At 52.8% G+C, this 25,021-nt stretch carries 32 protein-coding genes; 8 read left to right on the top strand and 24 right to left on the bottom strand.

Annotated elements, in window-relative coordinates; all coding sequences use genetic code 11:
* Positions 1-39: 39 nt before the first annotated feature.
* Entirely contained in the window at positions 40-768 is a 729-nt protein-coding gene (locus FIV08_RS07345; protein ID WP_106695447.1) for a DUF3581 family protein, read from the top strand.
* Here the strand turns inward: FIV08_RS07345 and FIV08_RS07340 are convergent.
* Positions 765-1,619, bottom strand: coding sequence for a putative RNA methyltransferase (locus FIV08_RS07340; protein ID WP_152437869.1), 855 nt, complete (start codon positions 1,617-1,619; stop codon positions 765-767). The genes FIV08_RS07345 and FIV08_RS07340 overlap by 4 nt on opposite strands.
* Positions 1,620-1,862: 243 nt before the next feature.
* Between FIV08_RS07340 and FIV08_RS07335 the strand changes: the two genes are divergently transcribed.
* Together FIV08_RS07335 and FIV08_RS07330 are read left to right on the top strand one after the other, a co-directional pair.
* Positions 1,863-3,317 (top strand): hypothetical protein, encoded by a 1,455-nt coding sequence (locus tag FIV08_RS07335; protein ID WP_152437868.1) that lies wholly within the window; start codon positions 1,863-1,865, stop codon positions 3,315-3,317.
* 9 nt (positions 3,318-3,326) lie between these two features.
* A complete protein-coding gene (locus tag FIV08_RS07330) occupies positions 3,327-4,319 on the top strand; it encodes a DNA adenine methylase (protein WP_152437867.1) in 993 nt (330 codons plus the stop codon).
* A gap of 59 nt (positions 4,320-4,378) precedes the next feature.
* Here FIV08_RS07330 and FIV08_RS07325 read toward each other — a convergent pair whose 3' ends face one another.
* The 8 genes from FIV08_RS07325 to FIV08_RS07285 form a co-directional block, all read right to left on the bottom strand.
* A complete protein-coding gene (locus tag FIV08_RS07325) occupies positions 4,379-4,582 on the bottom strand; it encodes a hypothetical protein (protein ID WP_152437866.1) in 204 nt (67 codons plus the stop codon).
* Positions 4,583-5,221: 639 nt separating this feature from the next.
* Positions 5,222-5,674, bottom strand: coding sequence for a site-specific integrase (locus FIV08_RS19965; RefSeq protein WP_416376920.1), 453 nt, complete (start codon positions 5,672-5,674; stop codon positions 5,222-5,224).
* A gap of 15 nt (positions 5,675-5,689) precedes the next feature.
* Positions 5,690-6,301 (bottom strand): hypothetical protein, encoded by a 612-nt coding sequence (locus FIV08_RS07310; RefSeq protein WP_152437864.1) that lies wholly within the window; start codon positions 6,299-6,301, stop codon positions 5,690-5,692.
* A gap of 304 nt (positions 6,302-6,605) precedes the next feature.
* Positions 6,606-7,127, bottom strand: coding sequence for a hypothetical protein (locus tag FIV08_RS07305; protein WP_152437863.1), 522 nt, complete (start codon positions 7,125-7,127; stop codon positions 6,606-6,608).
* A complete protein-coding gene (locus FIV08_RS07300; protein ID WP_152437862.1) occupies positions 7,114-7,377 on the bottom strand; it encodes a hypothetical protein in 264 nt (87 codons plus the stop codon). Before FIV08_RS07300 ends, FIV08_RS07305 begins: the two co-directional genes overlap by 14 nt.
* Positions 7,378-7,481: 104 nt before the next feature.
* Positions 7,482-7,799, bottom strand: a complete 318-nt coding sequence (locus FIV08_RS07295; RefSeq protein WP_152437861.1) for a hypothetical protein — start codon at positions 7,797-7,799, stop codon at positions 7,482-7,484.
* A gap of 59 nt (positions 7,800-7,858) precedes the next feature.
* On the bottom strand, positions 7,859-8,242 hold the full coding sequence (locus FIV08_RS07290) for a hypothetical protein (protein ID WP_152437860.1): 384 nt from the start codon (positions 8,240-8,242) through the stop codon (positions 7,859-7,861).
* Positions 8,235-8,420: a hypothetical protein gene (locus FIV08_RS07285; RefSeq protein WP_152437859.1), complete on the bottom strand. Its 186-nt coding sequence runs from the start codon at positions 8,418-8,420 to the stop codon at positions 8,235-8,237. Before FIV08_RS07285 ends, FIV08_RS07290 begins: the two co-directional genes overlap by 8 nt.
* A gap of 174 nt (positions 8,421-8,594) precedes the next feature.
* Here FIV08_RS07285 and FIV08_RS07280 point away from each other — a divergent pair, with 174 nt between their 5' ends.
* From FIV08_RS07280 to FIV08_RS07260, 5 genes are all read left to right on the top strand, one after another.
* Positions 8,595-9,872, top strand: coding sequence for an RNA ligase family protein (locus tag FIV08_RS07280; protein ID WP_152437858.1), 1,278 nt, complete (start codon positions 8,595-8,597; stop codon positions 9,870-9,872).
* Positions 9,873-9,966: 94 nt separating this feature from the next.
* The gene (locus tag FIV08_RS07275) at positions 9,967-10,278 is read left to right on the top strand and encodes a hypothetical protein (RefSeq protein WP_152437857.1); all 312 of its coding nucleotides are present in this window, start codon (positions 9,967-9,969) and stop codon (positions 10,276-10,278) included.
* 251 nt (positions 10,279-10,529) lie between these two features.
* Positions 10,530-11,006 (top strand): hypothetical protein, encoded by a 477-nt coding sequence (locus FIV08_RS07270; RefSeq protein ID WP_152437856.1) that lies wholly within the window; start codon positions 10,530-10,532, stop codon positions 11,004-11,006.
* Between the two features lie 17 nt (positions 11,007-11,023).
* Positions 11,024-11,335, top strand: coding sequence for a hypothetical protein (locus FIV08_RS07265; protein ID WP_152437855.1), 312 nt, complete (start codon positions 11,024-11,026; stop codon positions 11,333-11,335).
* Between the two features lie 44 nt (positions 11,336-11,379).
* Positions 11,380-12,327 carry a recombination-associated protein RdgC gene (locus FIV08_RS07260; RefSeq protein WP_152437854.1) on the top strand — a complete coding sequence of 316 codons (948 nt, stop codon included), beginning with the start codon at positions 11,380-11,382 and terminating at the stop codon, positions 12,325-12,327.
* Here the strand turns inward: FIV08_RS07260 and FIV08_RS07255 are convergent.
* The 15 genes from FIV08_RS07255 to FIV08_RS07185 form a co-directional block, all read right to left on the bottom strand.
* Positions 12,322-12,588, bottom strand: coding sequence for a hypothetical protein (locus tag FIV08_RS07255; protein ID WP_152437853.1), 267 nt, complete (start codon positions 12,586-12,588; stop codon positions 12,322-12,324). The genes FIV08_RS07260 and FIV08_RS07255 overlap by 6 nt on opposite strands.
* Complete coding sequence (locus FIV08_RS07250) at positions 12,585-12,983, bottom strand: hypothetical protein (RefSeq protein WP_152437852.1); 399 nt, start codon at positions 12,981-12,983, stop codon at positions 12,585-12,587. The genes FIV08_RS07255 and FIV08_RS07250 overlap by 4 nt, the downstream gene beginning before the upstream one ends.
* Positions 12,984-12,985: 2 nt before the next feature.
* Entirely contained in the window at positions 12,986-13,315 is a 330-nt protein-coding gene (locus tag FIV08_RS07245) for a hypothetical protein (protein WP_152437851.1), read from the bottom strand.
* A 23-nt stretch (positions 13,316-13,338) separates the two neighbouring features.
* The gene (locus FIV08_RS07240; RefSeq protein WP_152437850.1) at positions 13,339-14,538 is read right to left on the bottom strand and encodes a hypothetical protein; all 1,200 of its coding nucleotides are present in this window, start codon (positions 14,536-14,538) and stop codon (positions 13,339-13,341) included.
* Positions 14,538-15,947 carry a hypothetical protein gene (locus FIV08_RS07235; RefSeq protein WP_152437849.1) on the bottom strand — a complete coding sequence of 470 codons (1,410 nt, stop codon included), beginning with the start codon at positions 15,945-15,947 and terminating at the stop codon, positions 14,538-14,540. Before FIV08_RS07235 ends, FIV08_RS07240 begins: the two co-directional genes overlap by 1 nt.
* Entirely contained in the window at positions 15,944-16,225 is a 282-nt protein-coding gene (locus FIV08_RS07230; RefSeq protein WP_152437848.1) for a hypothetical protein, read from the bottom strand. The genes FIV08_RS07235 and FIV08_RS07230 overlap by 4 nt, the downstream gene beginning before the upstream one ends.
* Positions 16,222-16,692 (bottom strand): DUF5675 family protein, encoded by a 471-nt coding sequence (locus FIV08_RS07225; RefSeq protein WP_152437847.1) that lies wholly within the window; start codon positions 16,690-16,692, stop codon positions 16,222-16,224. Before FIV08_RS07225 ends, FIV08_RS07230 begins: the two co-directional genes overlap by 4 nt.
* 12 nt (positions 16,693-16,704) lie before the next feature.
* The gene (locus FIV08_RS07220) at positions 16,705-17,145 is read right to left on the bottom strand and encodes a hypothetical protein (protein WP_152437846.1); all 441 of its coding nucleotides are present in this window, start codon (positions 17,143-17,145) and stop codon (positions 16,705-16,707) included.
* A gap of 98 nt (positions 17,146-17,243) precedes the next feature.
* Positions 17,244-17,963, bottom strand: a complete 720-nt coding sequence (locus FIV08_RS07215; RefSeq protein ID WP_152437845.1) for a LamG-like jellyroll fold domain-containing protein — start codon at positions 17,961-17,963, stop codon at positions 17,244-17,246.
* The gene (locus FIV08_RS07210) at positions 17,960-19,036 is read right to left on the bottom strand and encodes a DUF2793 domain-containing protein (RefSeq protein WP_152437844.1); all 1,077 of its coding nucleotides are present in this window, start codon (positions 19,034-19,036) and stop codon (positions 17,960-17,962) included. Before FIV08_RS07210 ends, FIV08_RS07215 begins: the two co-directional genes overlap by 4 nt.
* Positions 19,036-21,447: a phage tail protein gene (locus tag FIV08_RS07205; RefSeq protein ID WP_152437843.1), complete on the bottom strand. Its 2,412-nt coding sequence runs from the start codon at positions 21,445-21,447 to the stop codon at positions 19,036-19,038. The genes FIV08_RS07210 and FIV08_RS07205 overlap by 1 nt, the downstream gene beginning before the upstream one ends.
* A complete protein-coding gene (locus tag FIV08_RS07200; RefSeq protein ID WP_152437842.1) occupies positions 21,444-21,641 on the bottom strand; it encodes a hypothetical protein in 198 nt (65 codons plus the stop codon). The genes FIV08_RS07205 and FIV08_RS07200 overlap by 4 nt, the downstream gene beginning before the upstream one ends.
* Positions 21,638-21,868 carry a hypothetical protein gene (locus FIV08_RS07195; RefSeq protein WP_152437841.1) on the bottom strand — a complete coding sequence of 77 codons (231 nt, stop codon included), beginning with the start codon at positions 21,866-21,868 and terminating at the stop codon, positions 21,638-21,640. The genes FIV08_RS07200 and FIV08_RS07195 overlap by 4 nt, the downstream gene beginning before the upstream one ends.
* A gap of 9 nt (positions 21,869-21,877) precedes the next feature.
* Positions 21,878-22,666 (bottom strand): phage BR0599 family protein, encoded by a 789-nt coding sequence (locus tag FIV08_RS07190; protein ID WP_152437840.1) that lies wholly within the window; start codon positions 22,664-22,666, stop codon positions 21,878-21,880.
* Positions 22,663-24,345 carry a hypothetical protein gene (locus FIV08_RS07185; RefSeq protein WP_152437839.1) on the bottom strand — a complete coding sequence of 561 codons (1,683 nt, stop codon included), beginning with the start codon at positions 24,343-24,345 and terminating at the stop codon, positions 22,663-22,665. Before FIV08_RS07185 ends, FIV08_RS07190 begins: the two co-directional genes overlap by 4 nt.
* Between the last annotated feature and the right edge of the window lie 676 nt (positions 24,346-25,021).

Raw genomic sequence — 25,021 nt, 5'->3', positions numbered from 1 at the left:
TCTCGCTCCCTCATCTCTGCGATCCGTAAAAGGTACACCATGCTTTCAGAACGTTTTTATACCGTCCAGGACGGACGCATTGTTATTACTGCGCCCCAGGCCAGCCATTTTGCCAAAGAGATTGCCGGAGACTTCAACCCTATCCACGATCCGGACGCCCGCCGTTTCTGCGTGCCCGGTGACCTGCTGTTTGCCATTGTGGTCGGGCGCTTTGGGTTATCAGAGAACATGACATTCCGTTTCCGCAATCTGCTGGGGGCAGAAATTCCCCTGGAGTTCCGGGAAACCGGTGACGACACCATCGAAGTCTGCGACGAAGCCGGCAAGGTCTACCTGGAAGTGAGCCGCAGCGGTGCGGTAATCCGGGACGAGCAAGTGATTGATGACTTCACCCGCGCCTACGTGGCGGCCTCTGGCAAGAATTTCCCCCACACGCTCAAACCGCTGATGGAATCCCACGGGGTCATGTTCAACCCGGACCGCCCCATGGTGATGTATGAAAGCATGAGCGTGGCGATCAATAAACAGGACAATCTTCAGCCAGACCTGGAACTGAACAAGGCGGACCTGGAAGTGGCGGGCAAGCGCGGCAATGTGACCCTCTCGTACCACTTGATGTCTGATGGCAGCTCGGTTGGTGAAGTGTCCAAACGCCTGATGCTGGGCGGGCTCCGGGAATACTGCCCGGAGGCCATGGCTGGTATTGTTGAGGAGTTTTACCGGCTCAAGGCCCGTGGTACCCGGCTGGGCATGGAAAACGCAGATTAATCGCCCTCAGCAACCCGCTCAAAGGTGTGCAGGCAAACATCTACCGTGAGTGACAGGGAGTTCAGGGCAGCCGCCCGCTCCCGGCCTTCCGCGTTTGCCCGGTAGAAATGGGGCGTCATCGCCAGAAGGTCTGCGATGGGCTCCGCCCCCGCCAGATGCAGTGAAAACCGAACATCTTCCGAAGCCACTCGGCGAAATCCTTCCGGGCCTGGCATCACTTTCTTCGATTCGCTCCGGATTTCAGGATAGATAATTTCCCGCAGCTCCCGCAGGTGATCCTGCCCTGCGTCCACCTGAATCAGCTTGCCGCCCGGTTTGAGAACACGGCCGAATTCCGGGTACACGGGAAAGCCAAACAGACAGAGAATACGGTCCAGTGAGCCAGGTAGCACCGGCAGATTCGCATTACTGCCCACCACCCAGCTCGGCCGTTTGTCTTCACGGGCCGCCGCCAGTACCGCCCATTTCGAGATATCCAGGCCCAATAGCGCCAGGGCGCGTTCCTCGCCCGCCGCCCGGGCCAGTTGTCGCAGGTAATAGCCTTCACCACAACCGGCATCCAGGCAACTCAGTGTGGTGCTGGCCGGCGCATCGTTCAGCGTTGCCCGCGACACCGCCTCGGCAATCGGCTGGTAATACCCTGCCTCAAGAAAACGCTGGCGTGCCGCCACCATCACCTTACTGTCACCCGGGTCCAGCGAACGCTTCTTCTGCACCGGCAACAGATGCACATAGCCCTGCCGCGCCACATCAAAATTATGGCCACTGGCACACCGCCACGAACCCGACTCCCGCTGCAAGGCAGCGCCGTCCAGGGGGCAGGCTAAGGCGTCAAAGGCTGTGATGGTCATTCAATATCCTGTTGTCCGGTTCATCCACCGCGGATTATACATGCTGGGGTCAGACCCCAAGACATTTCGCCCGGTCAAATGTACTGGGGTCAGACCCCGGCAACTGCACCCACCCAAAACCGCAGTTAAAAACAGTTAGCTTGCGCTGCGTCATTTACGGAACTAAAGTTATCTTTCATATTCACAAAAGCAATAACTGGGTAGCGATTCTAAGAAAATGCGAGCGTAGGGAGCCGTCTGCACATGGAATACGAAAAATGGCCACACAAATTCATTTCCCCACAGTCGATTGATCTCGATCCTGACAATCCCAGGCTTCCCGGATTACCACACGACGCCAGCCAGACGGACGTTTTCCAAGAAATGTTTGAAGCTGGAAAAGTTAAGGAAATGATCCGCTCAATTGCTAAGTCTGGCTACTTTCCAGATCAGCAAGTCGTGGTAATTCGGAAGCCTGGCGTCAAAAGCAAGTTCGTCGTCGTTGAGGGAAATCGGCGCGTATGTGCATGCCGCGTGCTCCAAAAACCAAATCTCGCTCCCCAAAAATACGAGCGTTTTGTCAACAAGTGGAGAGACTCTATCGGAGCTGCAGCAAGCAGCTTCTCCAGAATTCCCGTTGTCATTGCTCCCTCACGAGCCGCTGCTACAGAGTTGATTGTCTCCAGGCACTTAAATCAAGCTCCCGTAAAACCTTGGTCCCGGTTCGCTCAGGGCAAATTTGCCATTAACGCCCTTGAAGGCGGCCAAGACTTGGAAGATGTTCAAAAGGAAACCGGCCTAAAGATAAGTGACATTAAAAAAGCCGTTCAAGAAGCTCGGCTTTTCGATGTCTTCCTAAAGCTGGATTGGAATCCTGAGGAGAAATCGTTCCTGATGGAGTCAGTTGACACCTTTCCGATTGAAGCTCTATCTAGGGTTCTGAAGAGCCCTGCCACCGCAGAGAAAATAGGTAAAGTGAATTTTAATGATAAAGGGTGGCCGGAATTTAACTGGGAAGAATCACTAATACAGCCGTTTCTGAAACGACTGGTCTATGACGCAATACCTCATTTCAGCTCAAGCGGGAAAGCAAAGCTGAACAGCCGAACCGCAAATAACAAAGATCAAATTGCCGAGTATCTGGATAAGCTTCCTGAAGAAATTCGGCCGACGAAATCAAAGAAAGCAACGCCTGCGACCGACTTCGTTCCAGAAGATGAGAAGCAAAACGATTCCACGGAGAAGAAGCCCACACCAAAACCGAAGCCAAAACGCCGGTCAAGGCGTAACGCCCCAGCTCTGGCTCCCGACATTGAATGCACTCTCAAGCACGACAAAGCCCGAACACTACTTGAAGAGCTTCAAGTCATAAAGCCAGAGGACTATCCGCACGGAACGGCCTTCTTAATAAGATCGCTCCTTGAGATTAGCCTCGTGGCAAGAATGAGACACGCCAACACATGGGCGGATTTCATCGCTAAGCACCAGAAGACGGAAGGCTTCGTTCCCGGCCTCGAGAAAATGATAAAATTCGCGTCAACGTGCCGTAAAACAATACCCGACGAGAACGTCCGCAAAGCTTTTAGCAATGACAAGGCGATGCCGCGGACGTTCCTGAATCTTGCGACCCACAATGATCATCACATTCTGGTGCCCAGCGATGTGAGAGACATCGCCACCCGGCTAGAACCGATTCTCCGTTTTTTGCTCAGTGAATAAGGACTTAAAATGCCCTCTCGGCGGAAGAAACAGAACATCAACCAAAAGGATCTTTGGCTAAAAAGCTTTCAGGAACTCTCTGGGAAAAAGGCACTTCCGCGAGACCTTACTCCTTTGAGATATCCAGGCGGAAAGGGATCTCTGAAATACTTCCTAGCCAATGTCGTGCTGCAGAACGAGCTTTCCGGTAAGCCGATGATCGAGCCATTCTGCGGAGGCGCAGGTGCCTCAATCCCCCTTCTGGAAGCAGGGCTTATCAGCGAGCTCCACCTGAACGACGCAAATCCTGCCATAGCGGCGTTTTGGCAAACACTGATCGAAGATACTGACGCTCTTGTGTCATTGGTGCTAACGACCCCTATAACTATCGATCAGTGGTACCGCTGGAAAGAAGTATTCAATCACAAAGAACAAGCCTCTCGGCTTGAGTTGGGCTTCTCTGCCTTTTTTCTAAACCGCTGCAATCGCTCGGGATTGCTTTCCGGCGGCCCCATTGGGGGGCTAGACCAAACTGGAAACTATAAAATCGACTGCAGATTCAATCGAGCCGGCCTCGTTAAGCGAATAGAAACGATAGCCGCTCACAGAGATAAGATCAGAGTGACGTGCCTAGATGCTTGCGACATGCTGGAGCGTTTGAGCCCCCTTCTTAACGGCGAAGTGCTTATATTTCTTGACCCCCCATATGTTGCTCAAGGCAAAAACCTATACAAAGAGCACTGCTTTTCAGAGGAAGATCACCAACGCCTCTCTGGCTATATCAAAGACAAAAATTGGAAGTGGCTGATTACATATGATGACCACGAGCTGATACACAGGCTTTACGCAGAGAGAACCAGAGGTGTGATTGAGCTGAGTTATCTGATGCAGAGGGCAAAACTCGGGAGAGAACTTCTTGTAGCCTCAACTCATTGCCGACTTCCCGCATTCGCAGACATCCAACAACGGGCTGAGGAAAAAGCCGCTCCTGCGTTCCCCAAACGGACAGCTGCGGCGCTCTGACGAAAAGATCCCAGCCTCGAATCATCGAGCTGGGATCAACTACCTCAAACTCTTGGCTTTTAGTGTCGAGCACCCGACTCAATCGTCCCTGCCAGCTCGGCAATCTCCTCGAACAGATCGCAGCAAGCATCGGCGACACGACCCGAGACCACACCTGAAGCCAATACCTTCTGAAGCGAAGCGCCACTACTCGCTATATCCCCGATGGCCACGAGCACATCCTCACACGGAACCCGTTTATTCAACTTCTCATCCATTTGCATCTCTATACTCCGTTGAGATTGAAAGAAAAACTGTGGCCACGCAGTCAAACTACAACGAGTCTTTGGAGATGCAAGAGGGCTTGAATCAACATTTAACAATGTTTTTGCTGGCGAGCCATAAGCACTTAGAACCCAGCCAAACCACAACTGGTAGTGGCAAACGGGAAAAAAAAGTACACATATAGTTGACGAACAGTTACAGAAGATACATCATTAGACTTAGGCAGCTCTATCGATAGAACTGCTTAGCATGGGCAGGAATAGCCGTGCCGGGGTTGCAGCCCCAACACGGCAGGGCGGGCCCAGAGAAAATACTCAGCAGCCGCCACCGATGTAGCAATCGGATGTGAAGAGTAGTTTACCAACGGCAAACTTTCAACTCTTCATATCTTACGATTCTTCTGCTGGGTACATTCAGTAGCGAGGTATCCAGCCATGGCTGGTTCAAAGAAGCCCGGTCAGAATACCGGAAAAAACGGCGGCATTTATCAGGAAACCGGACCACGCGGAGGCGCTAAAGAAAACTACGCAGCCGTACCTGATAATAAGCCACTTCCACCAACATCCCAACCAGGCCATTTCTGGAAGCAAATTAAGAGAACTCCGGACAACGGCTGAGGAAGTAGTACAAAGCGGTGGTTACCCACCGCTTTTTTTGGTCGGTCGCCAGAACCAATCCTCGTATTTATCATGATGCTCATGCTGACTCAGGTGCGTATATCTCTGAAGAGATGACCAGGTGGTGTGCCCACTCACTCCCGCCACCCGGGGAATATCCCACCCCCTCTCAAACAGCCAGCTTATGCATTCATGCCGCAGGTCATTAAAATGCAGATCTTCAACACCCAGGAACTTGCACCATTCAGTGAACCGGGTGCTGATGGATTTCGAATTGAAAGGAAAGATTCGCTCATCAGTCTCAGGCTGACGCGGGGTGATGGCCCAGGCCTCGTCCGTGAGATACACCCGCCGATGGTTTCCCATCCTGTGGCTTGGGTGCTTTATCTCCGGAACGATAATGCTCTGGGTGCGCTTATCCAGGTCCGACCAGCGAATCCTTGTGATCTCATCTTGCCGTCGAGCTGAGAACAGAACGAACAGGATGATCTAAGTGGTTGGCGTGGTGCGCCTGGCCTCTGTGCTCTTTCCGTACTCCAGAAGTTTCTCCAGCTCACCAAGGGTTGGCCGCCGATCGCGCTGATCAGGCTTGCTAACCAGCCGCTCACGCCGGCAGGTTTCCGCTGCATCATTCAGGGCATCGATCGCTGCAGGAATACCCCAGGCACTGCGCGCAGTCTTGAACACACTCCGCAGCCAGATCAGGTCATTAGAGGCAGTCTGCGGCTTGACGGTTTTGAGCCTCCACATCACGTGGGCCACGAAATCCTGACTGGTCACCTCCATTGTATCGATGGCCGCCAGGTCATAGCCCTGCAGGCGATCCATATCTCTGGCCTTACTCCGACCAAAGCTGGTGCCAAACTCTTTCTGGTACCGCTTGATGAGGTCGCCGATGGTTATACCACGGTGCTGAACCCGGGTAAGAGCTCCGGGCTCCTGCAACTCCAGCTCACGCCTGGTTGCCCAATCTTTCGCCAAAGCCTTACGGTCAAAGGTTCGGCTTTCACTGTATACTACCTTCCCTTTACGCTTTAAGCGGATTGCCGCCCGGTATGATTTGGTACCATCGGCACGGGTTCTGACAGTAATCGTAGGCACGGCGCTCCATGCTCCCTGTTGCGGTGCTCCAAACCGATTTCTGGAGCACTTTTGGAGCACCGACACTACAAAAATGATGAAAAACGGGCAAGAAATGGTCTATATTGGCAGCGAAGAAAGAGCAGGAAATTCAGCGAGAAGGGGCGCTATTGCTGAACTGGAGCCGTCTCGTCGGTTCTGCGTTGCACCAATGATGGATAGTAACTACAGAGAACGTCAGGACTTGCAGGACAAGGGATTCAGAGGGGTCTGAAATCGAATGGTACACTAATGGTACAGTGTGAAATTTCCTTTCTTTCCATTCTTAGGCATTTGGCCTCATTTTAGTCCACTGCGACCACCGTCTCACAGCGAAGCCGTTTTGCTTCCAACCTCTCACCCCGCTTTTAGGTCGCGACCCCATGCCTTCTTCCACCAAACCGCCCGTCTTAAATTGACAAGGTGGTTCATATCGACTCACCTTGCCTTGCTCCAGGTTAAAGGCTGGGCCTTCATGTTCGTCACATTGATAAGGCGCGTCCTCCGACCAGATGTTACTTGGGTGAATGAAGAACGGCACATCCACCGGCTCACCATTCTGATTGGCACGGAGGTTCTTTGCGGCCAGTTGAGCCTCGATGGTGAGGACGGCTTGAAGTACCCCGCGCTCAAACGCATTCCGTGGTCCACCGCCGAACGGGTGTGACTGGTTCTCCACTTCTTCCAGGCTCCACCCACCATCATAGAAGGCTGAGTATGCCCAGGTGACACCGTCGTTGTATTGCATGTTCTCGATTCGTTTCCGCCAGCGGTTGAGGCCGTCGGCTATCCAGTCAATGAGTTTCATCGGTGTTCTCCTTCTCCTGGTTACACAGCACCAGATCACCACTGACTCGCCACGTTCGCTTACCCGGCACCTGGTAAACATGACCCTCAGTGCAATCCGACTCGACTATTTCAGTCTGCTCGGAAAGGGTCAGTCCTCCCTTGTGAACGTGGATCAGTCCTTTCTCAATACCGTCTCTCAGAATCGACAACTGCTTGATGATCTGGTCCAACTGGCGAACGTCGTGGTTCTTCACCGGAACCCCATTCATCGGGTTACATGATTCACAACGTGGTTGATCAAGACCTTTCCAACGCATTGGATTCCCGCACTCCGGGCAATCTTTTTCCTGAATAGGTGTGATTCTTCTCACTGTCACTCTCCTTCTAGTTCCTTGCTAAACTCGAAAGAATGAGTCGGTCTTCGGTGATAGTTGCCTGTCATCGTCTTGATTACCGGGTCACCGTTGTCAAACGCGATAATCCGGCACCAAAACCAACGTTCACCACCCTTCCGTGTATACCAACCAGTCCACCCAACGTGGAGACCATACTGACCATCATTATTCAGAACGGTGTGAATGACCGTCTGACAAAGGCTGGTGAGGGTTTCAGGTGAGAGGAACACTGACTGCTCCTTTTGCAACCTGGCACCCATCTTTTCCGCCGCCGCTTTCAGTACACCTTCAGTCATCACACCACCTCAATGCTTCACGTTGGCACTAGCCAACAAGTTGTTATCGGCGTCGAAGATCAACACCACCTGGTCCTCGGCAGCATCCGATGCACTGCGATGTAACTCGGCAAGCCATCCACCAGGTCTGGCTCGATCATGTGAGCCGGCACCAGGATCAAACTGCGGTCGGTTATCCGGTCCAGAACATCCTGCTCGACACCAGGGCTCAACACTTTCAGGACCTCACGGATTTCTTTGATACGGGCCTCACTGATTTGCTGATGAGCATCCTCGATCTGGTCCAGCAGGCTCTCCGCTGACACCGTGTTTGACTCACCCTCGATATTGAAATCAACCGGCGTTGCCATGGCACCAAAGAAGTCGGCCATGTTCTTCATGGTCACCTCGGCGTCGATTTCCCGGCAGGCCCGGATACGGTCTTCCAGTTTTTTCTCAGTCACGTCTGACCTCCGTGTTTTCATAGTTGATTTGCCCTCCATCCAGAGTGGCCAGTTGCCGGCCTTTCCGGAGCACCAGTGGGTCCCGGGTGACGACGGTGAAGCCTCGATAGAGAAGACCGTCCACCTGCCGCCGCTTGTTCAACTGCAACCGTCGTTCAAGGCGTTTCTGCGTCACCATTGGTTGTCACCTCTCCTTTTGGTTGTATTGCTGTCACAATGGTTCTCCGTTGCTGTGAATGTTCTTCGATGATTCTCAATGTAGACGAAACACAATTTATTTACAACCTTTAGTTGACAATAAAAGTTTCAGTGCATAAAGTTCACAGAAATTCACAGAACAGGAGAACAACCAGTGAACAGCACCGAGGTACTTCAAAACCTGGACAGGTTAGCGGACATGACACCGACTCAGAAGAAGTCGGCACTCCGGGACTTGCTCACAGATACAACCTTCAGTAGAGCAATCAAGTTAGCATTGGACCCATTCATCACATTCGGTGTAAACAAGGTGCCGAACCAGGTTTACGTTGGTAAATTCGACTTCACCGATGAGACATGGTTTGCACTGGACCAGTACGCTTCCCGATCCTTGACCGGTAATTCAGCAAGAGAAGATGTCGAATTCTGGGGCGACACATTAAACGCCAAAAGCTACGAGCTCCTGAAGCGCATTCTCACCAAAGACCTCCGGTGTGGTGTGACAGCGAAAACCATCAATGCCGTGGCTCCGGGTACCATCCCTACTTTCGACTGCATGCTTGCCCACAAATATGATGAGCGTCATATAGACGTGTGGCCGGTGGCCGTGGAGCCCAAGTACGACGGCATGCGGGCATTGCTCATCCTTGAACCCGAAGGTGGCCAGTTCGTCTCTCGCACCGGGAAGCCCTACGACGCCGTGCAATGGCTGGCCGATGAGATTCACCAGTGGATTTTCGTTGAGCGTAATGCCCTGGTCACTCCGATGTCCGGCATGATCATTGACGGGGAACTGGTGGACCCGGAAGGCAGCTTCTACCGCATCGGCGCGGCCAGAGGTAAATCCGAGTATCGCAACGCTCACTTCATGGCGTTCGACATGCTTCGCTCCGACCACTTCAAACGAGGCCACGACCCCGCCCCATACCATGAGCGTCAGCAATGCCTGGCCATCTGGATCGTGGACATCAACCACAACCACGTCCGTCGGACACCCGTCTGGTACGCCGGCAACCACCAGGAGGTGATGGAGTATTACAACGGTGTCCGGGCCGAGGGCGGCGAAGGTGTTATTGTTAAACCCACCAGTGGTGAATACCACTGTAAGCGGTCCCGGGCCTGGTTGAAGATCAAAGATCAGCAGACGGTGGATGCTCCGATCATTGGCCTGGAAGAAGGCACCGGGAAATACCAGGGTATGTTGGGCGCGGTTATCGTTGACCTCGATGGTGTGGAAGTTCGGGTTGGTTCGGGGTTCACCGATGAACAACGATTGGAAATCTGGCAGAAAGCTCACGCCGGCTATCGCTCCATGTTCACCGGTCTCATCGAAATCGAATACCACGAAAAAACACCCGATGGCTCCCTGCGACATCCGCGGTTCGTGCGGTTCCGGGATGACAAGCCAGTGGAGGACGGACCAGGCGTTTAACCGTTCTTTACAATAGGTTGTGTACCGATGGTTGACACTAATTCCAGTCTGTATTTATATACAGTATGACAAGGAACAAGGATGGAGGTTTATCGTGAAGAAGTTTTTGACAGCCGCTCTGCTTTCCCTGTCTACCGTTGCCAATGCAGGCGTTATGGTGGACGACACACCGGTATGCACCAAGTTGACTTACCTGGAACAGGCGAACGAGGCGAAGAAGCGCAACGATACCCGGGGTATGGGCTATCTGATCGAACAAGGTCACTGCTTCTACGCTGAAGCCGGCACCGAGTACAGCGTGATCGACGTGAACCACCCTGAGAACCCGCAGGAGTGGGCAAAGATTCGTGTCTACACCGACGAGGGCACGTTGGAACTGTATTCCTGGTACGGTTTCGTCAAGTAATAAGTTAGCGCCAATAAAGGGCACACTTCGTGCCCACCTTCCCAACAATTGAAGCGAGACAAATGAACCTATGGACGTACAACAACACTTTGAAACTATGGTGAAACAATACCTGCCGAACGCTGATCTGCGTCGTGACCCAGACCACCCGGGGTTCTACCTGGATCAGTCAACCCAGACAGCATGGGCAGGGTTCAAGGCACTCCATTCGGATTCGGTGCAAAATACAACTAATGATTCAGGTCACAACCATGAAAAAGTCGGCGTCGAAGATTCTTAAAGATTGGGAGGTTGAGAACGGGCGCTGCTGGGTCAAGGAAATCCAGATGATGGCGGAACAGGGAAAGACATGGTCGGACGTTTCTGCCTTCTTCGGCATAGAAGAAACACGGCTCCGCGCAGCAGCGTATTACATTGGGGTGAAATTCAACCTCAAACGGAGAGTCGCCAAAACCCGTCACTGGTCGGGCCAGGTGCCGAATTACTACTGGTACCAGGGTCGCAGGTGGACACTGAAGGAGCTCTCCGAGTTCTCTGGGATCAAACATACAACCATCTATTGTAGAATCCACCAGAAGTCATGGTCAGTTGCCCGGGCGGTTGAAACACCGGTGATGACGAAGTCCCAGGCTGGCCAACTTGGATGGGAAGCAGTGAAGAATGAGCAAGCAACCACACCGAACAGGGCTCAAGCAAATCGTCCTACTCATGCGGCACATGGGCTATGAGACTGAGGAAATCTGGAATGAACTCAATGAGCATCCAAACGTCGTTCGTCAGATCATCCGCGATCATGTCAATCGCTATACACCGGAGAGAAAAGAACTTCTCCGGAACCGGCGCAGGCGGCAACGTCAGAATAAGGCACGGCGTAAACGTCTGGCTGAACAGCAGCGGGAACTTACCCCCGGTGGACTGCCCCCTGCTGATCGAAGTGGGTGAAGCCCTGGTGCCGGCAACACGCACCGGTTTCATCGCTACCAAGTCAGCCGACATGGAGTACAGGCTGGCGAACGGCTGTCTAATCCACGGCCGGTACCGTTGGACGTATCCATAGGATAGGTGCGTCCGGAATTACAACCAACTATAGGGTGATCAACTATGTTGTTCAAAAACGCGGTGATCTATTCGTTCACCAAAACCATCGACTTCGCCGGTAACATTGAGGAATTTGCAGCCCGACTCTGGGACGAACGCTTCAACCCGGTGGGGCCACAGGAGAAAAGTCGCACAGGGTGGGTCGCGGCTCTACCTGGCAATGAGGACTTCCAGTTCGAGACCAACAACTGCATTTTCCTCCGGCTCCGGAAAGACGAGAAAATCCTGAAGTCCTCTGCCATTAACCGTGAGGTGGAAGAACTGGCCGCGGCAATCGAGCGGGAACAGGGTCGGAAAGTCCGGAAGAAAGAAAAGGACGAACTGCGGGATCAAGTGATGCTGAAACACCTGCCTCACGCCCTGGTCGACTCCACTTACACCGTGGGGTACATCGACCTGCAGAAGCAGTGGCTCATTGTCGAGGCCGGTAGTTTCAAAGCCGCCGAGGATTTCACGTCGTTCCTCCGGAAGACTTTGGGAAGCCTGCCTGTCCGTCCGCCAGCGTTGGAGTTGAACCCGGGGTTGGTTCTGACGAACACACTGCAACCGGAAATCGGTTCGTACCTAACCAATTACTTCACCCTCGGTGAGGAATGCACCATGGTCGGTGTTGATGGTGAGAAGGCCAGCTTCAAGGATATGGACCTCACCATGGAGGAAGTCACTGACCACATCACCGAATCAGGGATGATGGTTAACAGCCTCCGGTTGTCCCGGGAAGATCAACTGGCTTTCACTCTGACTGACGACTTCCGGGTGAAGAAAATCAAGTTCCTCGATACCTTCCAGGAAGACGTGTTGAACTACGAACCGGAAGACGAGGATATTGACGCCGGCCTATCCTATGCCCAGGCAACCCTGTTCCTGATGACCGGTCAGTTCCGGACGCTGTTCGAGGCTCTGATCGAGAGCATGGGTGGTATCGAGGAAGATTTCTCGGTGGACTTATAACAGGCAACCCTGAATCAAGGCGCGGAGCTTCCCGTCTGCCCCTCTCAGCCGTTCTCTCTCGATGAGGACGGCTTTTATTTTCTCACCAGGTAGGGAATCCTTGGTCACTGATTCCTCGGCACCAGGGACGATGGCAGGCACGTCTTCACGGTCTACGCACGGCACGGGTACCGGAACCTTCACTTCCACCGTCTCAACCCGGGTTTGAGTGCTGCAGCCGGTCAACAGGGCAACAGTGATGAACGGAATCAGTGACTTCATAACCCTAGTGCCTCGTCGATCAGGTTAATTCCTTCCTCACAGGTTTTGGCACCGGAGGTCTGCAGGCGTTCAATCATCCGATCTGCCCGGGCGGATTGTTCCTCGGCTTCACGGAGAGCGTCAGCAGCCTGGTTCTGTTTCGCCTGGGCGATGAGTCGCCATTGTTCCACCGCGTTGTTCTGGCTGACGACAGACCCCTTCAGGCCAACAATCTCAGAGTCCTTTCGGGCAATGGTGGTCTCCTGCTCTGCCACCGTGGTCTGCAGATTGGCCACCGTCAGTTTCAGGTGGTAGACATAGAAGCCGACACCGGCAACCACGGCAGCAACCCCCACGTACTTCCAGGGAATCCTTTTGCCGAGTGCCAGTGCGGCCGGAGCCAGTGGGAGTGCCATGGTCAGTCCAGGTTGTGAATATTGAGACCGAAGTTTGTATTACCGTCCGAACCAGATACCACCAGGCGGAAAGGTAGCGTCTTCGAGAATCGGAATTTCTCTGGACCAGGCTTCTCAGTAAACACCCAATCCGGGTGCTCCGGTAGTTGCTCCATTTCACCATTCGGTTTCTCAGTCTCGAAGATAATCTTGACAGTTGCCGGACCAAAAGACCCGTAGAAGCCCAATATCACATCGCCCGAAATATTGATTGCATCATCTTCAACAGGCGGGTACACACCATCGGTGGTAATACCATCTAAAACCGTTGATTCACTGTATTTACCGGACATAGTTGTTTACTCCCATTTCAGTTTTAATTTTCGTTCAGCGATGATCTAAGTGACTCTTTCAACGATTGACGAAGTCGGTTTGACTCTCCAATAACCACCGAGGTATCGGTTACCTCTATGGTCCGGTCGAACTGATAGGCCTGGCCGGTCTCTGGAACAAACACGCCCAACGTGACGGCGGTTACACCATTGGCCACCGGGGTGGCATAGCTGGCAATGTCCTTGTGGAAACCATCGTCGGCTTCCAGGTCGTTCCAATCGATAGTGACCACAGAAGCGTTGGCATCCGCGATCACCTTCCATTCATAGGGCTGAGTGGTAGCGTAGGCGTTGGGATAGCTCAGCGAGTTTTCGCTGTACTCTGCCTCGGTCGCTGGGTGTGTCAGTTGGTCCCGGTCGTAGCTGTTGGCGTAGGCAATGGTTGCACCGGCGGTAGTGCCATCCACGCTGACCACCAGATCGGCCGTGTCATCGTCGGCGATCAGCGGTGGTTCGTAGCTGTAGGTTTCGGTGCCGGCACCGGTGTCTTCGGACACGAACGTGATATTGCTGCCGACTTCACCGTTGATGGTGATGCCTGTTGGCGCATTCTCGTTGCCCGAAAGAGTGAAGGTTGCCGTCTGGCCTTCGCTGGTTACGTTGTCGGCGGTGGTGATTGAGGGGGTGGAAGATGCACCATCATCGACAGTAAGTATCCAGCCGTTGTTATAGGCAAACGTCGAAACGCCGATGTTTTGCGCCGTGACCTCCCCGCTCGCTGGCACCGTGACCTGCAAAAAGGTGGGCTGAGGCACTGGATCAATTGCGCCAACGTCATACAGTGCTTCAACCGTGGTCTCGCCTACCAGGCGGAATGTCGTGTCGCGGCTGGAATTTCCCGAACATGCCGCTGCCTCAAGTGTGACAGTTGAGCCGACAGGTAGGTTGCCTACAGTGAAGCTTGCCGCATCGTCATCTGCCAGCCCGACATACCAGGCTGTCCTGAAAACCTGAACATCAAATCGTGGATCTGGGGAACTGGTAGCCAAGCCCGCACCCTCAATAGCATTAGCAAACGCGCCATTTTGGGTAAGTGTGAATCCGGTTGATGTGCCAGCATCTAGTTCGATCAGATCGGCAACGCGGAGCCCTGTTGTTGCGGGATTTTCCAGATTGTTCCAATTAGCCTGAGCCGTACCACTACCCGTCGGCATTAGCTGTACGCCAATAACAGTCACAGCCATTACTGAATCCTCCCGACGAGCGTAGCGATGTCGTTTTCGTCAACCACAAAGATGCGTGCCTGTGCCAGCTCCGCTTCAGTAAATGGCAAGGCATTTAGCTTGGCAGAGATTGATCCGCTCCATGAATTGATGGGGCAGCACTCTCGCTTGGCGCACTGGTACAGGTCGTCATTGCCGATGCCGATTTCTACGCGCTGGCGGGAGTTATCAACATACACATCTGACACGCGGTATTTGTTGCCTGGAATTCGGTGTGTTCTATCTTCTTCGTAGCCGAACAGAGTCACTGACAAGCCGGAGGACGGCCATCCATCGACAGCCGGGTCTTGCAAGGCCCCGTCCGAGCCCTGCGCACCTACGATAAGGTTTGAGCCCTCGCGATGAAGCCTTATCTCGCCATTAATTCTGGCAAACTTCACAAGCCCTTCTACTGAGCTGGCCTGATCCTTCGGAGCTTTGACATAAACTTCGTGCAACTCCCACACACCGGCCTCCCATCTTGCCCGTGGGCGGCCTGGGAGAAGGACATACTTATCGTTTGAGATTTCACCGTTAAAGCCTGAGAACGTCCAAGCGTTATAGTTGCCATTGGCAATACCGTCATCCTGCATACGCGCATGCTTGTTCACAGCAATCTTGATCATGTAGACCTTATTGCCTGCGGATGCCGGGCCGGGTAGCGCCGGTGAAAAGTCAAAAACCGTATCTGAGACAGCCGGACTTTGCTGGATGCAGTGGTGGAGTTCACCGCTATCAAGCTCGATGTAAAACTCCTCCATGTCACTATCAGCAATCTCTGGATTGCTTACATCCACGGTCGCACGTGTAGCGCCAGCGGTCAGCCCCGACGCAAGTGCCATAGCCGGGTTAACCCCGGCATCTGTGCCGAAGTAGCGCTGAAACCTCCACCAACGCAGGTAAACTTCCTCAGAATCTCGCTGGGCTCTCGGCCATCCCGCAAATCCATCATTTGTGTAGCCGATACCGTTGCCTTCCATGGCGCCGGACGCATCTGATTCAATCTGATAACCTAAAGCCCGCCCATGCCGTGCAGCTTCAGCACGGAATCGCCACCCGCTAAGATCGCTGCCCTGCAACCCAAGGAACGGATAGCCAGAGCCAACTTTCAGCGCATCGCCATCAGAGATTGAGCCATAAGGTGACGGATACTCGGTGCCGTTTGCCCAGTAGCGATCAATACGATCGAAGTGTCTAGGCGGGGCTTTAGTGCCGAAGTCCTGGCCAGAAATCGTCAGAGTTTCGAGGTCTCCAACAGTGCCAGTTAATGAAAAGCCAGGTTCAGCCGCAAACGAAAGTCCGCTTGGCGGATCAACCGGCGTATTATCCAAAGCCAAAGACAGCGCCCTGGTATCGGTGATACTGGCAGGAGAATCAGAAGTCAGAGTCATATCTGTGTCCTTGTCTTGTTGGCTGCAACGTCGAACACGGAATCCGCCATATACCCGACTCCCATTGCCGCTACCAGGGTTAACTGGCCCGTGTCCGCCAGCATTACATAGCCGATCAGGGAGCCGGCCACCGAGAGCCCGGTTTTATACGGACGCTCCGCGATGTACTTCCGGAGGGTCATGGTCTTGTCGGCTTCACGAATCTGGACCACTGCCTTCAACGTGTGAGCCATATGCCCGAGTGCCATGATCGAAAGAAACACCAGGTGCTCAGTCATGGGTACTCCCGCAGCCGGGGCATAATGTGAAGTTCGTGCTCATCCTCGCCTTCCAGTTCAGCCATCAGGATTTCAAAGGCATCCATGCTGCTACCGACACCAAGGCGATAGGTACCTTGGGCATCTGGAATAAGTCCGTAACTGAGGCCGGGACCAATACACCCTTTGAAGTTGTGCGGCCAGTTACCAGGGTGAAACATGATGAACGTGCGCCCGGGTACCGCAGTGACTTCCCACCCTTCTGTGTACTTACCAGCAGTCGTATCTTCGACCACCTGGGAAAGCCGCTTCTTCAGCAGATAGACACCATCTGGGATACAGGACTTGAACGGTGCGTTCCCCACCCACGGTGGTTCGCAGGTGTAGAGTTCCCGGCCAGATGGGAGAATGAGAGTGCCGAACATGCCGGCAACCTTGGATGGTAGCTCAGGTCCGTCGTTGAACCTGGTCAAGCGGAGAATAGCCATGGTGGCCTCCCGTCACTTTGAATCACCGCTCCTGTCGGACAGCTTCATCAGGTACTCGGTGAAATCCCGGCGCATAGCGTTAAGCCCTTCGTTGAACGTGGCTATACCGTTGGCCAGGTCTTGTTTGATTTCCGTGCGGAACTGGGTGAAAGAGTCTCGGAGGTTGGCGATGTCCCGGTCGTGGACTTCCTGCTTCACATAGTGGTCTTTGACATCGTTGACCCGGCTGTGAATGTTCTGCATGTCCAGATTGAGACTGTAATGCTTGTCAGCTATTTCCTGACGGATAGAGTCATGGTCCTTCCGGATCGCCTTCATTTCCTCGGCGTGACGCTGCTCCATCCGGTCGGCCCGGGTCTCAGCTTTCCGATCCAACACCTTGACGATGCCGAACCCAAACACACCCAAACCGACGACGAACCCGAGGATCGTCCACACCTGTTCGCTCCCCACAACAACCTCCGAGACTCGATACGGAATTCCGTTTCCGTGCATAATATCAACCGTTTTTTGTTGGTGCAATTTTTGGTTGTTTTGATCGCTAAAATGGACTACACCACTCCCTGATTTGAAAAGGGTGCAGTAGGTACATTGAAGTTACTGACATAACGGGCTACGCCTTTGGTTATGCGAAATTCATCAATCCTACCATCGAACAAGTAAGCACCTGACGCAACACCCGGGTGATACCCACCAATGGTCATTGGTTCAATTGAGGAATGATTGAAAATTACAGAGTCTTCAGCGACTTTTTGCCCATCCAACCAAATTTGACGCAGGTTCCCGACACGCTGGAAAGCCACATGGTAAAACGTGTTTGAGTCTAACGAGACCGTTTTTATGAGATCAGTTTCGTTATCTACGTTACGCATGAATATCTGAGAGGTGCTGAACGAGAGCAACATACCATCAGATGTATTCAGTCCTTTCATATAGACAATTGAAAGAGCCCCCGGTGATGCAGGTTGGAAAAAACCTTCTATGGTAAAATCTTGATCTTCCATCCTCAGACTCGGGTGATCTGGGAAGATCAAACCCTCATTAACTATAAATTCACCGGCTTGACCGAATACTGAAGTGGCTTCAAGGGTGGGCGTACCCTCTACCGTTATTACGTGATAAAACCCCGACTCATCCTCAAAATCGCTGCTACCAATGGCACCATCAAAATGCAACAACGCCACCACCTTGTCCCAATGCGGATCACCTTCTACAGACTGATTCACCTTCCTGATCGCTGCCGTGACGGCACTCAGCGCAAACAGACTCATACCGCACCCTCCATGTCACCTGTCACATCCCATTCATCCGCACCCACCTTCATCAGTGCAATCGTGCTGCCCTGTTTCCGGGTTTTCAGGGTTTCAGGGGTGATCAAAGTCACGCCTGTGTCAGCAACGAGGGTCACCTGACCAGCATCAACCTGACGTACCTGGATGATCGCCCCCACCGGGAAGTCCGTTGTTGCTTCAGCCGGCACCGTCACGTTGATTGCGGAAGCGTTGGCACAGCGAACCACCTTGTTGTCGTCTGACAGAACCAGGGTGTAACTGGTGCCGGTCTGATTGTTGATTCCGGGTTTCATGTCAGCAACATTGATCCATGATCTTCGGTCCTGTTGACTTGTGATAGCCGAAGAATCGGTTGTTACGATATGAAGCGGGACACTGCCGTTTGTGAAACCGATGATGTTTGCTGACACGACACCCGACTTGTCGACCTCAATGTAATTGGTACTTGAAGCTGAAAGGCTGACCGTACCTGCTGGAGTGACAACTATTGTCGAACCGACACTCATTCGACCACCTTTAAAGCCGAATGTCAGTCCTGTCGTGGTGCCCGGATCGAGAGCATAGTCGGCAAGTTTGATGGTCTGAACACCACCGTCTGCAACGCCACCCGCTGAAAGACTTGCCTCTAATTCATCTATTGCCGCCTGCACATTCGTGCCGGAAAGAGTGTTTCCAGTTGGATCATAAGAAACATTCGCAGCAGCAAGAAAAGGTGCCCCTTTCCAGATCGACCCGTTGAATTGATGGAACAAATCTTCGTCCGAAACATAAGCCAACCATCCGTTCAGTGGTGTATATACTTCCCACACACCTTCAATGTATCGAACTACCTTGTTGTCCAGACCAGCCCATACCCCTGTTGCACCGATTGGGACAATGTAGCGATCACCTGGGTTTGGCGAGGCAGGGACACCCGAGGTTTTTGATAAAACCGTGAGTTGTAAAAGTGCCCCAATTGCACGCCAGTTTTCATCCAACTGCAGATTGATTCCGGACTCACCCCCGGTCCACCCGTAATTGATTCCAATGTTCGGTTCCTGTTTGGCTGGCATCAGACCACCCCTCCATAATAGTTTCCGTAGTTGTAACCGTACCCGGCTCGTTCAACGATGAAATCAAGTTCCTGAAATGAATCAAGACCATTGCGCACAGATTTCAGCTTAACCCTGACCTCGGTGTTATATCTGGGTTTCGGAGTTACCGGAGTACCACTTACGATTGTGAATATCCCAGTTGGAGCCAGTTCATTCTTACCTAAATCTTCCGCTTCCGTGGTGTACTCGTAACTGCTGTTGATCAATCCAGCCTCAAGCAACTGAGTCACACCATCCTCATTGACGACCTCTAACGTATACGTAACTCCTGATTCTGGGCCAATATCACCCGCTGTGAAAATGGTAGGTGATACGGTCAATTCCTGAGTGCGGTCACGATGAGACCATGAGAAGGATAGGTTTTCATCTGCAGGTAGTAATTCAGGGAAGGATTGACCATTAACCAGAAAGTTCCCAGGGCGATACGGTCGGGCTTGCCGGTTTTGAAGTAGGTAACTGATTGCAGGAGCAAAACTGACATCCAACTCCCCTTTCGATGTACCGGTCAACAACTTATATTCGACCGTCTCACCATTGACCCTGATCGTATTATCAAGTGCAAAATCAGATTGCCGATACAACCATATTTTCTCACCAACTGGGTGTTGTTGGGGAACTGTGTCAATCATGGCTCTGTTAACAGCAATCGTCTCATTTGCAACGTCGAACCCGGTCACCTCTATTAGTTCATCCCCCAGCCACGCCAGACCACCTTCGGCAAGCAAAAGTACATCGAACTCACTGAAATCAACATGTAACGAGCCATCAAGGTAACCGACCTTTTGTGTCAAAGTTAACTGTGGAGTAAACTCACCATTACCGACTCTTTCATTTGAAACATTGTCATACAGAGTCAAAACTGTTGAGTCTGAGTTAGGTGCTTCAGCAGAAACAGCCACAAACCCAACATCCTCCGGCCAATCAGCCCGGTCGGCAGAACTCGTCGAGGTATGCAGCTCATAGAAACTGAGTTCGTAGAGCTTCTGATCGGTAACTGGTTCCGGATTCCGGGCCGGGTCCACCCACCCTATCGGTTGCTGGTTGGCATATGTGCTCTGCGGTAACCCGAACACATCCTCGATGGCTTCCAGTTGAATCTCACCTTTATGCAGGTTACCGAGGTCCATGGTGCCAATGCGGATGACAACACCGTTGAGCCCGAGACGCGGCCAGTTAACCTTCACCACATCACCCGGGTAATGACCGATGATGTCCCGATTACACCGGATAGTGAACTTGGCGATTGGTTTCGACAAAGTGTTAAGGTCTCGCAGTGCTACCTTGAATGCCAGGTCTGGATCGTTAATACCTGGGTACTCTTTCTTCTGCGAGTTGATCTGACCGGTACTCGAGAAATTGGCCAGGTCCTGGACAGTCACCGTATCCGTGGAGCCATCATCCGGACGGGTGTAAGCGACTGTCACCTCATTGATGGTCTCACCGAGGGTTTTGCGCTGGAATGTCTCAACAACGCAGTTGCTCTCGTTTAACTCGAACAAAGTGTTAACGTCGTAGTCATCCCGGGCCATGATCATTCGCCAAAGGCCGGTCTGTCGATCCTCAACCAGGTTGGCATTAATATGGGCAGACACCAGTTCGATGAACTCCTGAACCCGCGTCTGGTTCGTCCATTTCATCGAAAGCCCGAAGCCTTCGTTGTAGACCCTGTCAGCGGCCGCACGGAAGCTACTGTCATCAATGTCCTGACTCGGATACCCCAACCCCCAAACCTTGTTTGTCAGGCACTCATAGATGATGTGAATCGGGTTGACGTGCTCCCCGATCTTCGCCTTCTCCGGGTACCACCCTTTCCAGACCCGACGAACCAGGAACTCAGGTGGTTTGAAGTACGGGTTCATGGATGACCAGAGGAACGCCGACCGGGCCAACTTCTTCCAGTTGGAAACCTGAGTCAGGTAGTTAAAGACATCCTTCACACTCAACGATGACGGTAACACCGGTGTGTTATCAGCGATCCCTTTGTGAGTTGTGTCCCAAGGGGTTCCAGTCATGTCGATATTATCGAACCCTTTGAAGAAGATAGTGGTCAGGCCACGGTAGGCTGGCACATCCGTTGAACCGGTCGCCCGGGCAATTGCTGACCTCAACGACGGATTCACCGGCTGGCTTTGGCCACCGGGCATAAAGTCGGCAAACCCGAGAACACCACCCTCCCGCTTCTCACCACCGAACAGATTGGGCTGGTTGACCATGGCAGAGCCGGATGTCAGGGAACCCGCCCAGGCGGTTCTGTCACCCACCCGAATTTCCAGCAGTTCGTCCACACCGCCGTGGGCCAGGGAGAAATGCATGTTCATGTAGTAGTGGTAACCGACAGTTACCTCTTTGCTTTTACCACCACCGCTCATTTACCTTTCTCCCGTTGTTCCCGTGCGAACTCCACCAGTCGAATAGCCATGGCATCACCGGTGGAGAGGAATTCTTCTTCAGGCAACCCGACCTTCACGAATTCCGACCAGTCCAACCCGTGGCGACGGAAGAACTCCCGCGAACCGTTGTTGCAGTATTTCAGAGCCCGGAGGTCCCGGTGAGTGACAATCATTTCTTGCCGCCCCCGGACTTAATCGACTTCGTATCTTTGTTGCCGTAATAGATCACACCGGCGTCCTTAACCCACACCCGGCCAAAGACGACGGGTATTTCTTCACCCATCGGCGGATGCGGAATATCCAGTTTGCCGGCAGTGGCGTTCTTTGGCCCCTCTGGTTTCGGGGAGAGAATGTACGCCACCACCTGAAGTGCAAGGCTGACTGCTAGTGCTACCCACATGTCATCACCTCAGTACAACGGATCGCCGCCGAACGGGTCCTTGGTTGGAATGAAAGGCATCCCACCGTAGTTCTCGGCGTTGTTGAATTTGCCGGCACATGTCTGAAGGGTGCGGTCACAACCGGCATACAGTCGGACTTCTGCCCCTGCTACCAACCCGATAGGGAATGAAAACAGAGTGATGCGTCCACTAGCCCCCTCGGATTCCGCCACGGCGATTCGCTCGGTGGTCTGCAATTCGGAATGCATATATTCAACGTATCCGCCGGCGTAATACCCGTCGTCCTTCCCTGCAGCTTCCAACAGGTCGAATCCGATGTTCGTCAGGTTGGTGGCATTGCCGACCGTCACGAACTGCTCACGGTCAACCCGGCATTCACCACCGAACAGCATGTGAGGGCATCCGTACTGATAGTGCCGGCGCAACCCCATCCTGCGAATTGCCTGGCTGCTGCTCTCACAGGTCACCTCGGCGTGATCTTCCTGCCAGGTCACGTTGACAATCCGACCTTTGAAAACGATCTCCACCGTCTGCCCTGACTCAACATCGAACTTTTCACAGAGTAAGGTGACCAGTCCTGAAGGCGGCGACACCCGGAATAATTCCAGAAACTCAGCGTCCAACGGGAAACTCACGGTGAAGCTGGCACCAGTCTCATCGGTGCTCAATTCGATGTTTGACCGAGTGATTGGAACCGCTCGAAACGTGACCGGTTCAACGTAGACATTTTCATCGGCAGAGGTATACCGCCACCGGTTAAAGTCGTAGGTCACTGTGTAAATTTCAACGTCGCTCACGCTCTCACCGTTACCATAGACATTTCAACTGTTGCTACTGAATCCGACTGATAGTTGATTGTAACCCCATCCTGAGCCAGACGGCAAAGATGAACCAGTGAGACCATCATCGTGTTCTGAGGTGTAACCTCGAATGGCAGAGAGTCATCCAGACTCAACATTTCAGTATCGGCGTCAGGTTTGCTCGTTCCGATGATCTTCCTCAACAACCGGGTGCCGTCTCTCATACGGATCAGGATTGCATGTTGTGTGTCAGCAACACCAACCAAGGCATCGTACTGGGATCGCTTCACACGCAACGCGGAAGACCCGGAGGCATTACCTTCAGCAACCTCAAAATCGCTGAACCAGGTTGGAACGTAGGCGGGGATAGCCTGCCCTTTTCTTCTACCCAATAACGCCCTGAAACTAGCAATGTCATCCCTGTTTTTCAGCAACCATCTGACACGTCGAACCTGCTGCGGGTGCCCTGGCTTTTGAACCTGCTGAACACCACCCGTGTCAAAGTCGAGCATGTCGAAATCCGACCCCATTTCATACTGCACCTGGGATGACCAGTTCGGCTTCCTGTAGATGACCTCAATCCCGTCCAACGTCTCCACGGCCGGCTCACCGGGTATAAACGGGTCCGTTTTCACAGGGTCCGCCATGAACTCGATCTGACCGACCATCACCTTGCTTGTCAGCCGTTGAGTCGGGATGTTTGCGGGCAGTGTACCCAGGTTCACAGGGTATAATCGGGTAAGTCTGTCCCAGGTGGATTCAAGTGGTTTCGATGACACCAGGTGATCGGGGTATACCTCCCCTATTTCAAACACCTCGAAGGTGTATGTGTCCCTCATCAACAGAGCCAACCCACCTTTGAAGAAGCTACGGGTGGTTGTATCCACAGGAACAGTCGTGTCTTCCGCATGGATTCGATCCTGGATCACGGCTTTGTCCTGCCAGACAGGCATCGCGTATTGTCGATCCTGCCATCCGAACAGAAGGTTCTGGAACTGATTAAGTTCGTTACCATGGAGGGTCAGTCGGTAACCGATCCTGCGTCGGGGTTTTGACCGAAGCTGCCTGCGTTTCTCGGTACCGTCGAATGCCCGAATAATATCTGTCTTCCATTCCAGGGATTCATTGAGTGGCTGGTCCCAGTTCGGCCCGAAGGGCCACACGACAACCCTTTGACCGGTTACTGGCACCGAATACTCAACACCGTCGACCGTCCATAGAATCTGCTCTGAGAACTGCGGTGGACCGTCAGTTGAGACAGTAACAATATACGACAGTTCTTCCAACGCAGCCATTGTGTAGGGTGTTGTAATCGGCGCTGTGACACTTAAACCTTGGGCAGACGGAGCGAGAAAATCACTCATTACTTTACTGGATAGATAAGCATTCCAGACCCGGATTTCCTCAGTTTGAACTGACAACACATTACCGAGGTCAATTTGCCCCGGGTCGAAGTGGACCCGGAAATACAAGTCATCGAAGAACGTCGGTTCCCTATGCCCTGTGAAAGGGAAAGAAAACACATCAAGATCAACGAATTGATTGGGACCTTGACCGAAATCATCAATCGTCAGAACACCAGGGGTTGAGTCACCCGGATAGTTGGGTTCAGGCACAACGCGACCTTGGTTCATCCAACTATGCGAGGTAATGATCTCGTTCTCAACGTAAGGCATGATCAATCCTTCAGGTAGGCAATACCCAACTTGTCAGTGGCCTCATACTCCGGGCCGTAATATGTTGGGTTCGCGGATGTCCTAACACCAGGGGTGCGTCTCGCCCACGGAAATACTTTCCATGTTTCGCTGCCGATCACTAATTCATCCCCTGCCTCGAAATACTCTAAGTTGACGTATCGGAAAGCTGGTGGTGATCCGAATGGATGAAATGTGTCAGCAACCACATTAACTGTGGGAGTTAAAAACCCTGTTCTACCATTGAACTGTATAGGTGTCCCAGTGTGCATAGACCAAAGTTCGTTTGTCCATTGGCCGCCTAGCAAGTGGGTGTTCGGTCGATTGTTACTGAAAACACAAAATCTAGGGTTACCATTTGAATCCTGAGTGTCACAGCCTCCCCGAAACTTATAATCAGTTGTTTGACTATCCATGTTGTAGCAAAAAGGAGCCCGGTGTTGTTCATAGTAAGTTTGGTATCCGTTACCAGTCTCCCGAGACGACACATCCCAGAACAAACCACCTAATGCCGTTCCGAACTTCTGAAGATGACCAATTACCAAGTGCCGGTAATACCCTGGCTCCTTCTCTACTGCAGCATACAGGTAAGGAGTCGGAGAGTTCCCCCCGAAGAGGTGAACAGAGAGGATTGGGGTTACACGAAGTTCCACGAAAC

It is taken from the genome of Marinobacter sp. THAF197a, from assembly GCF_009363275.1.
In the GTDB taxonomy this organism is placed as follows: Bacteria; Pseudomonadota; Gammaproteobacteria; order Pseudomonadales; family Oleiphilaceae; genus Marinobacter.
Note: the sequence above shows the minus strand (reverse complement) of the source record. Positions and strands in the feature narration are given on the sequence as shown.

Bases quoted from the DNA above. Each gene is read 5' to 3' on its own strand.
- FIV08_RS07210 (WP_152437844.1), bottom strand. From the start codon at position 19,036: ATGCCAGCCAAACAGGAACCGAACATTGGAATCAATTACGGGTGGACC.
- FIV08_RS07235 (WP_152437849.1), bottom strand. From the start codon at position 15,947: ATGACTCTGACTTCTGATTCTCCTGCCAGTATCACCGATACCAGGGCG.
- FIV08_RS07285 (WP_152437859.1), bottom strand. From the start codon at position 8,420: ATGGTGACGCAGAAACGCCTTGAACGACGGTTGCAGTTGAACAAGCGG.
- FIV08_RS07225 (WP_152437847.1), bottom strand. From the start codon at position 16,692: ATGGCTATTCTCCGCTTGACCAGGTTCAACGACGGACCTGAGCTACCA.
- FIV08_RS07300 (WP_152437862.1), bottom strand. From the start codon at position 7,377: ATGAATGGGGTTCCGGTGAAGAACCACGACGTTCGCCAGTTGGACCAG.
- FIV08_RS07325 (WP_152437866.1), bottom strand. From the start codon at position 4,582: ATGCAAATGGATGAGAAGTTGAATAAACGGGTTCCGTGTGAGGATGTG.
- FIV08_RS07255 (WP_152437853.1), bottom strand. From the start codon at position 12,588: ATGAAGTCACTGATTCCGTTCATCACTGTTGCCCTGTTGACCGGCTGC.
- FIV08_RS07345 (WP_106695447.1), top strand. From the start codon at position 40: ATGCTTTCAGAACGTTTTTATACCGTCCAGGACGGACGCATTGTTATT.
- FIV08_RS07230 (WP_152437848.1), bottom strand. From the start codon at position 16,225: ATGACTGAGCACCTGGTGTTTCTTTCGATCATGGCACTCGGGCATATG.
- FIV08_RS07260 (WP_152437854.1), top strand. From the start codon at position 11,380: ATGTTGTTCAAAAACGCGGTGATCTATTCGTTCACCAAAACCATCGAC.
- FIV08_RS07340 (WP_152437869.1), bottom strand. From the start codon at position 1,619: ATGACCATCACAGCCTTTGACGCCTTAGCCTGCCCCCTGGACGGCGCT.
- FIV08_RS07250 (WP_152437852.1), bottom strand. From the start codon at position 12,983: ATGGCACTCCCACTGGCTCCGGCCGCACTGGCACTCGGCAAAAGGATT.
- FIV08_RS07270 (WP_152437856.1), top strand. From the start codon at position 10,530: ATGAAAAAGTCGGCGTCGAAGATTCTTAAAGATTGGGAGGTTGAGAAC.
- FIV08_RS07240 (WP_152437850.1), bottom strand. From the start codon at position 14,538: ATGGCTGTGACTGTTATTGGCGTACAGCTAATGCCGACGGGTAGTGGT.
- FIV08_RS07305 (WP_152437863.1), bottom strand. From the start codon at position 7,127: ATGAAACTCATTGACTGGATAGCCGACGGCCTCAACCGCTGGCGGAAA.
- FIV08_RS07265 (WP_152437855.1), top strand. From the start codon at position 11,024: ATGAACTCAATGAGCATCCAAACGTCGTTCGTCAGATCATCCGCGATC.
- FIV08_RS07245 (WP_152437851.1), bottom strand. From the start codon at position 13,315: ATGTCCGGTAAATACAGTGAATCAACGGTTTTAGATGGTATTACCACC.
- FIV08_RS07295 (WP_152437861.1), bottom strand. From the start codon at position 7,799: ATGACTGAAGGTGTACTGAAAGCGGCGGCGGAAAAGATGGGTGCCAGG.
- FIV08_RS07215 (WP_152437845.1), bottom strand. From the start codon at position 17,963: ATGAGTCTGTTTGCGCTGAGTGCCGTCACGGCAGCGATCAGGAAGGTG.
- FIV08_RS07335 (WP_152437868.1), top strand. From the start codon at position 1,863: ATGGAATACGAAAAATGGCCACACAAATTCATTTCCCCACAGTCGATT.
- FIV08_RS07185 (WP_152437839.1), bottom strand. From the start codon at position 24,345: ATGCCTTACGTTGAGAACGAGATCATTACCTCGCATAGTTGGATGAAC.
- FIV08_RS07195 (WP_152437841.1), bottom strand. From the start codon at position 21,868: ATGTGGGTAGCACTAGCAGTCAGCCTTGCACTTCAGGTGGTGGCGTAC.
- FIV08_RS07205 (WP_152437843.1), bottom strand. From the start codon at position 21,447: ATGAGCGGTGGTGGTAAAAGCAAAGAGGTAACTGTCGGTTACCACTAC.
- FIV08_RS07200 (WP_152437842.1), bottom strand. From the start codon at position 21,641: ATGATTGTCACTCACCGGGACCTCCGGGCTCTGAAATACTGCAACAAC.
- FIV08_RS07330 (WP_152437867.1), top strand. From the start codon at position 3,327: ATGCCCTCTCGGCGGAAGAAACAGAACATCAACCAAAAGGATCTTTGG.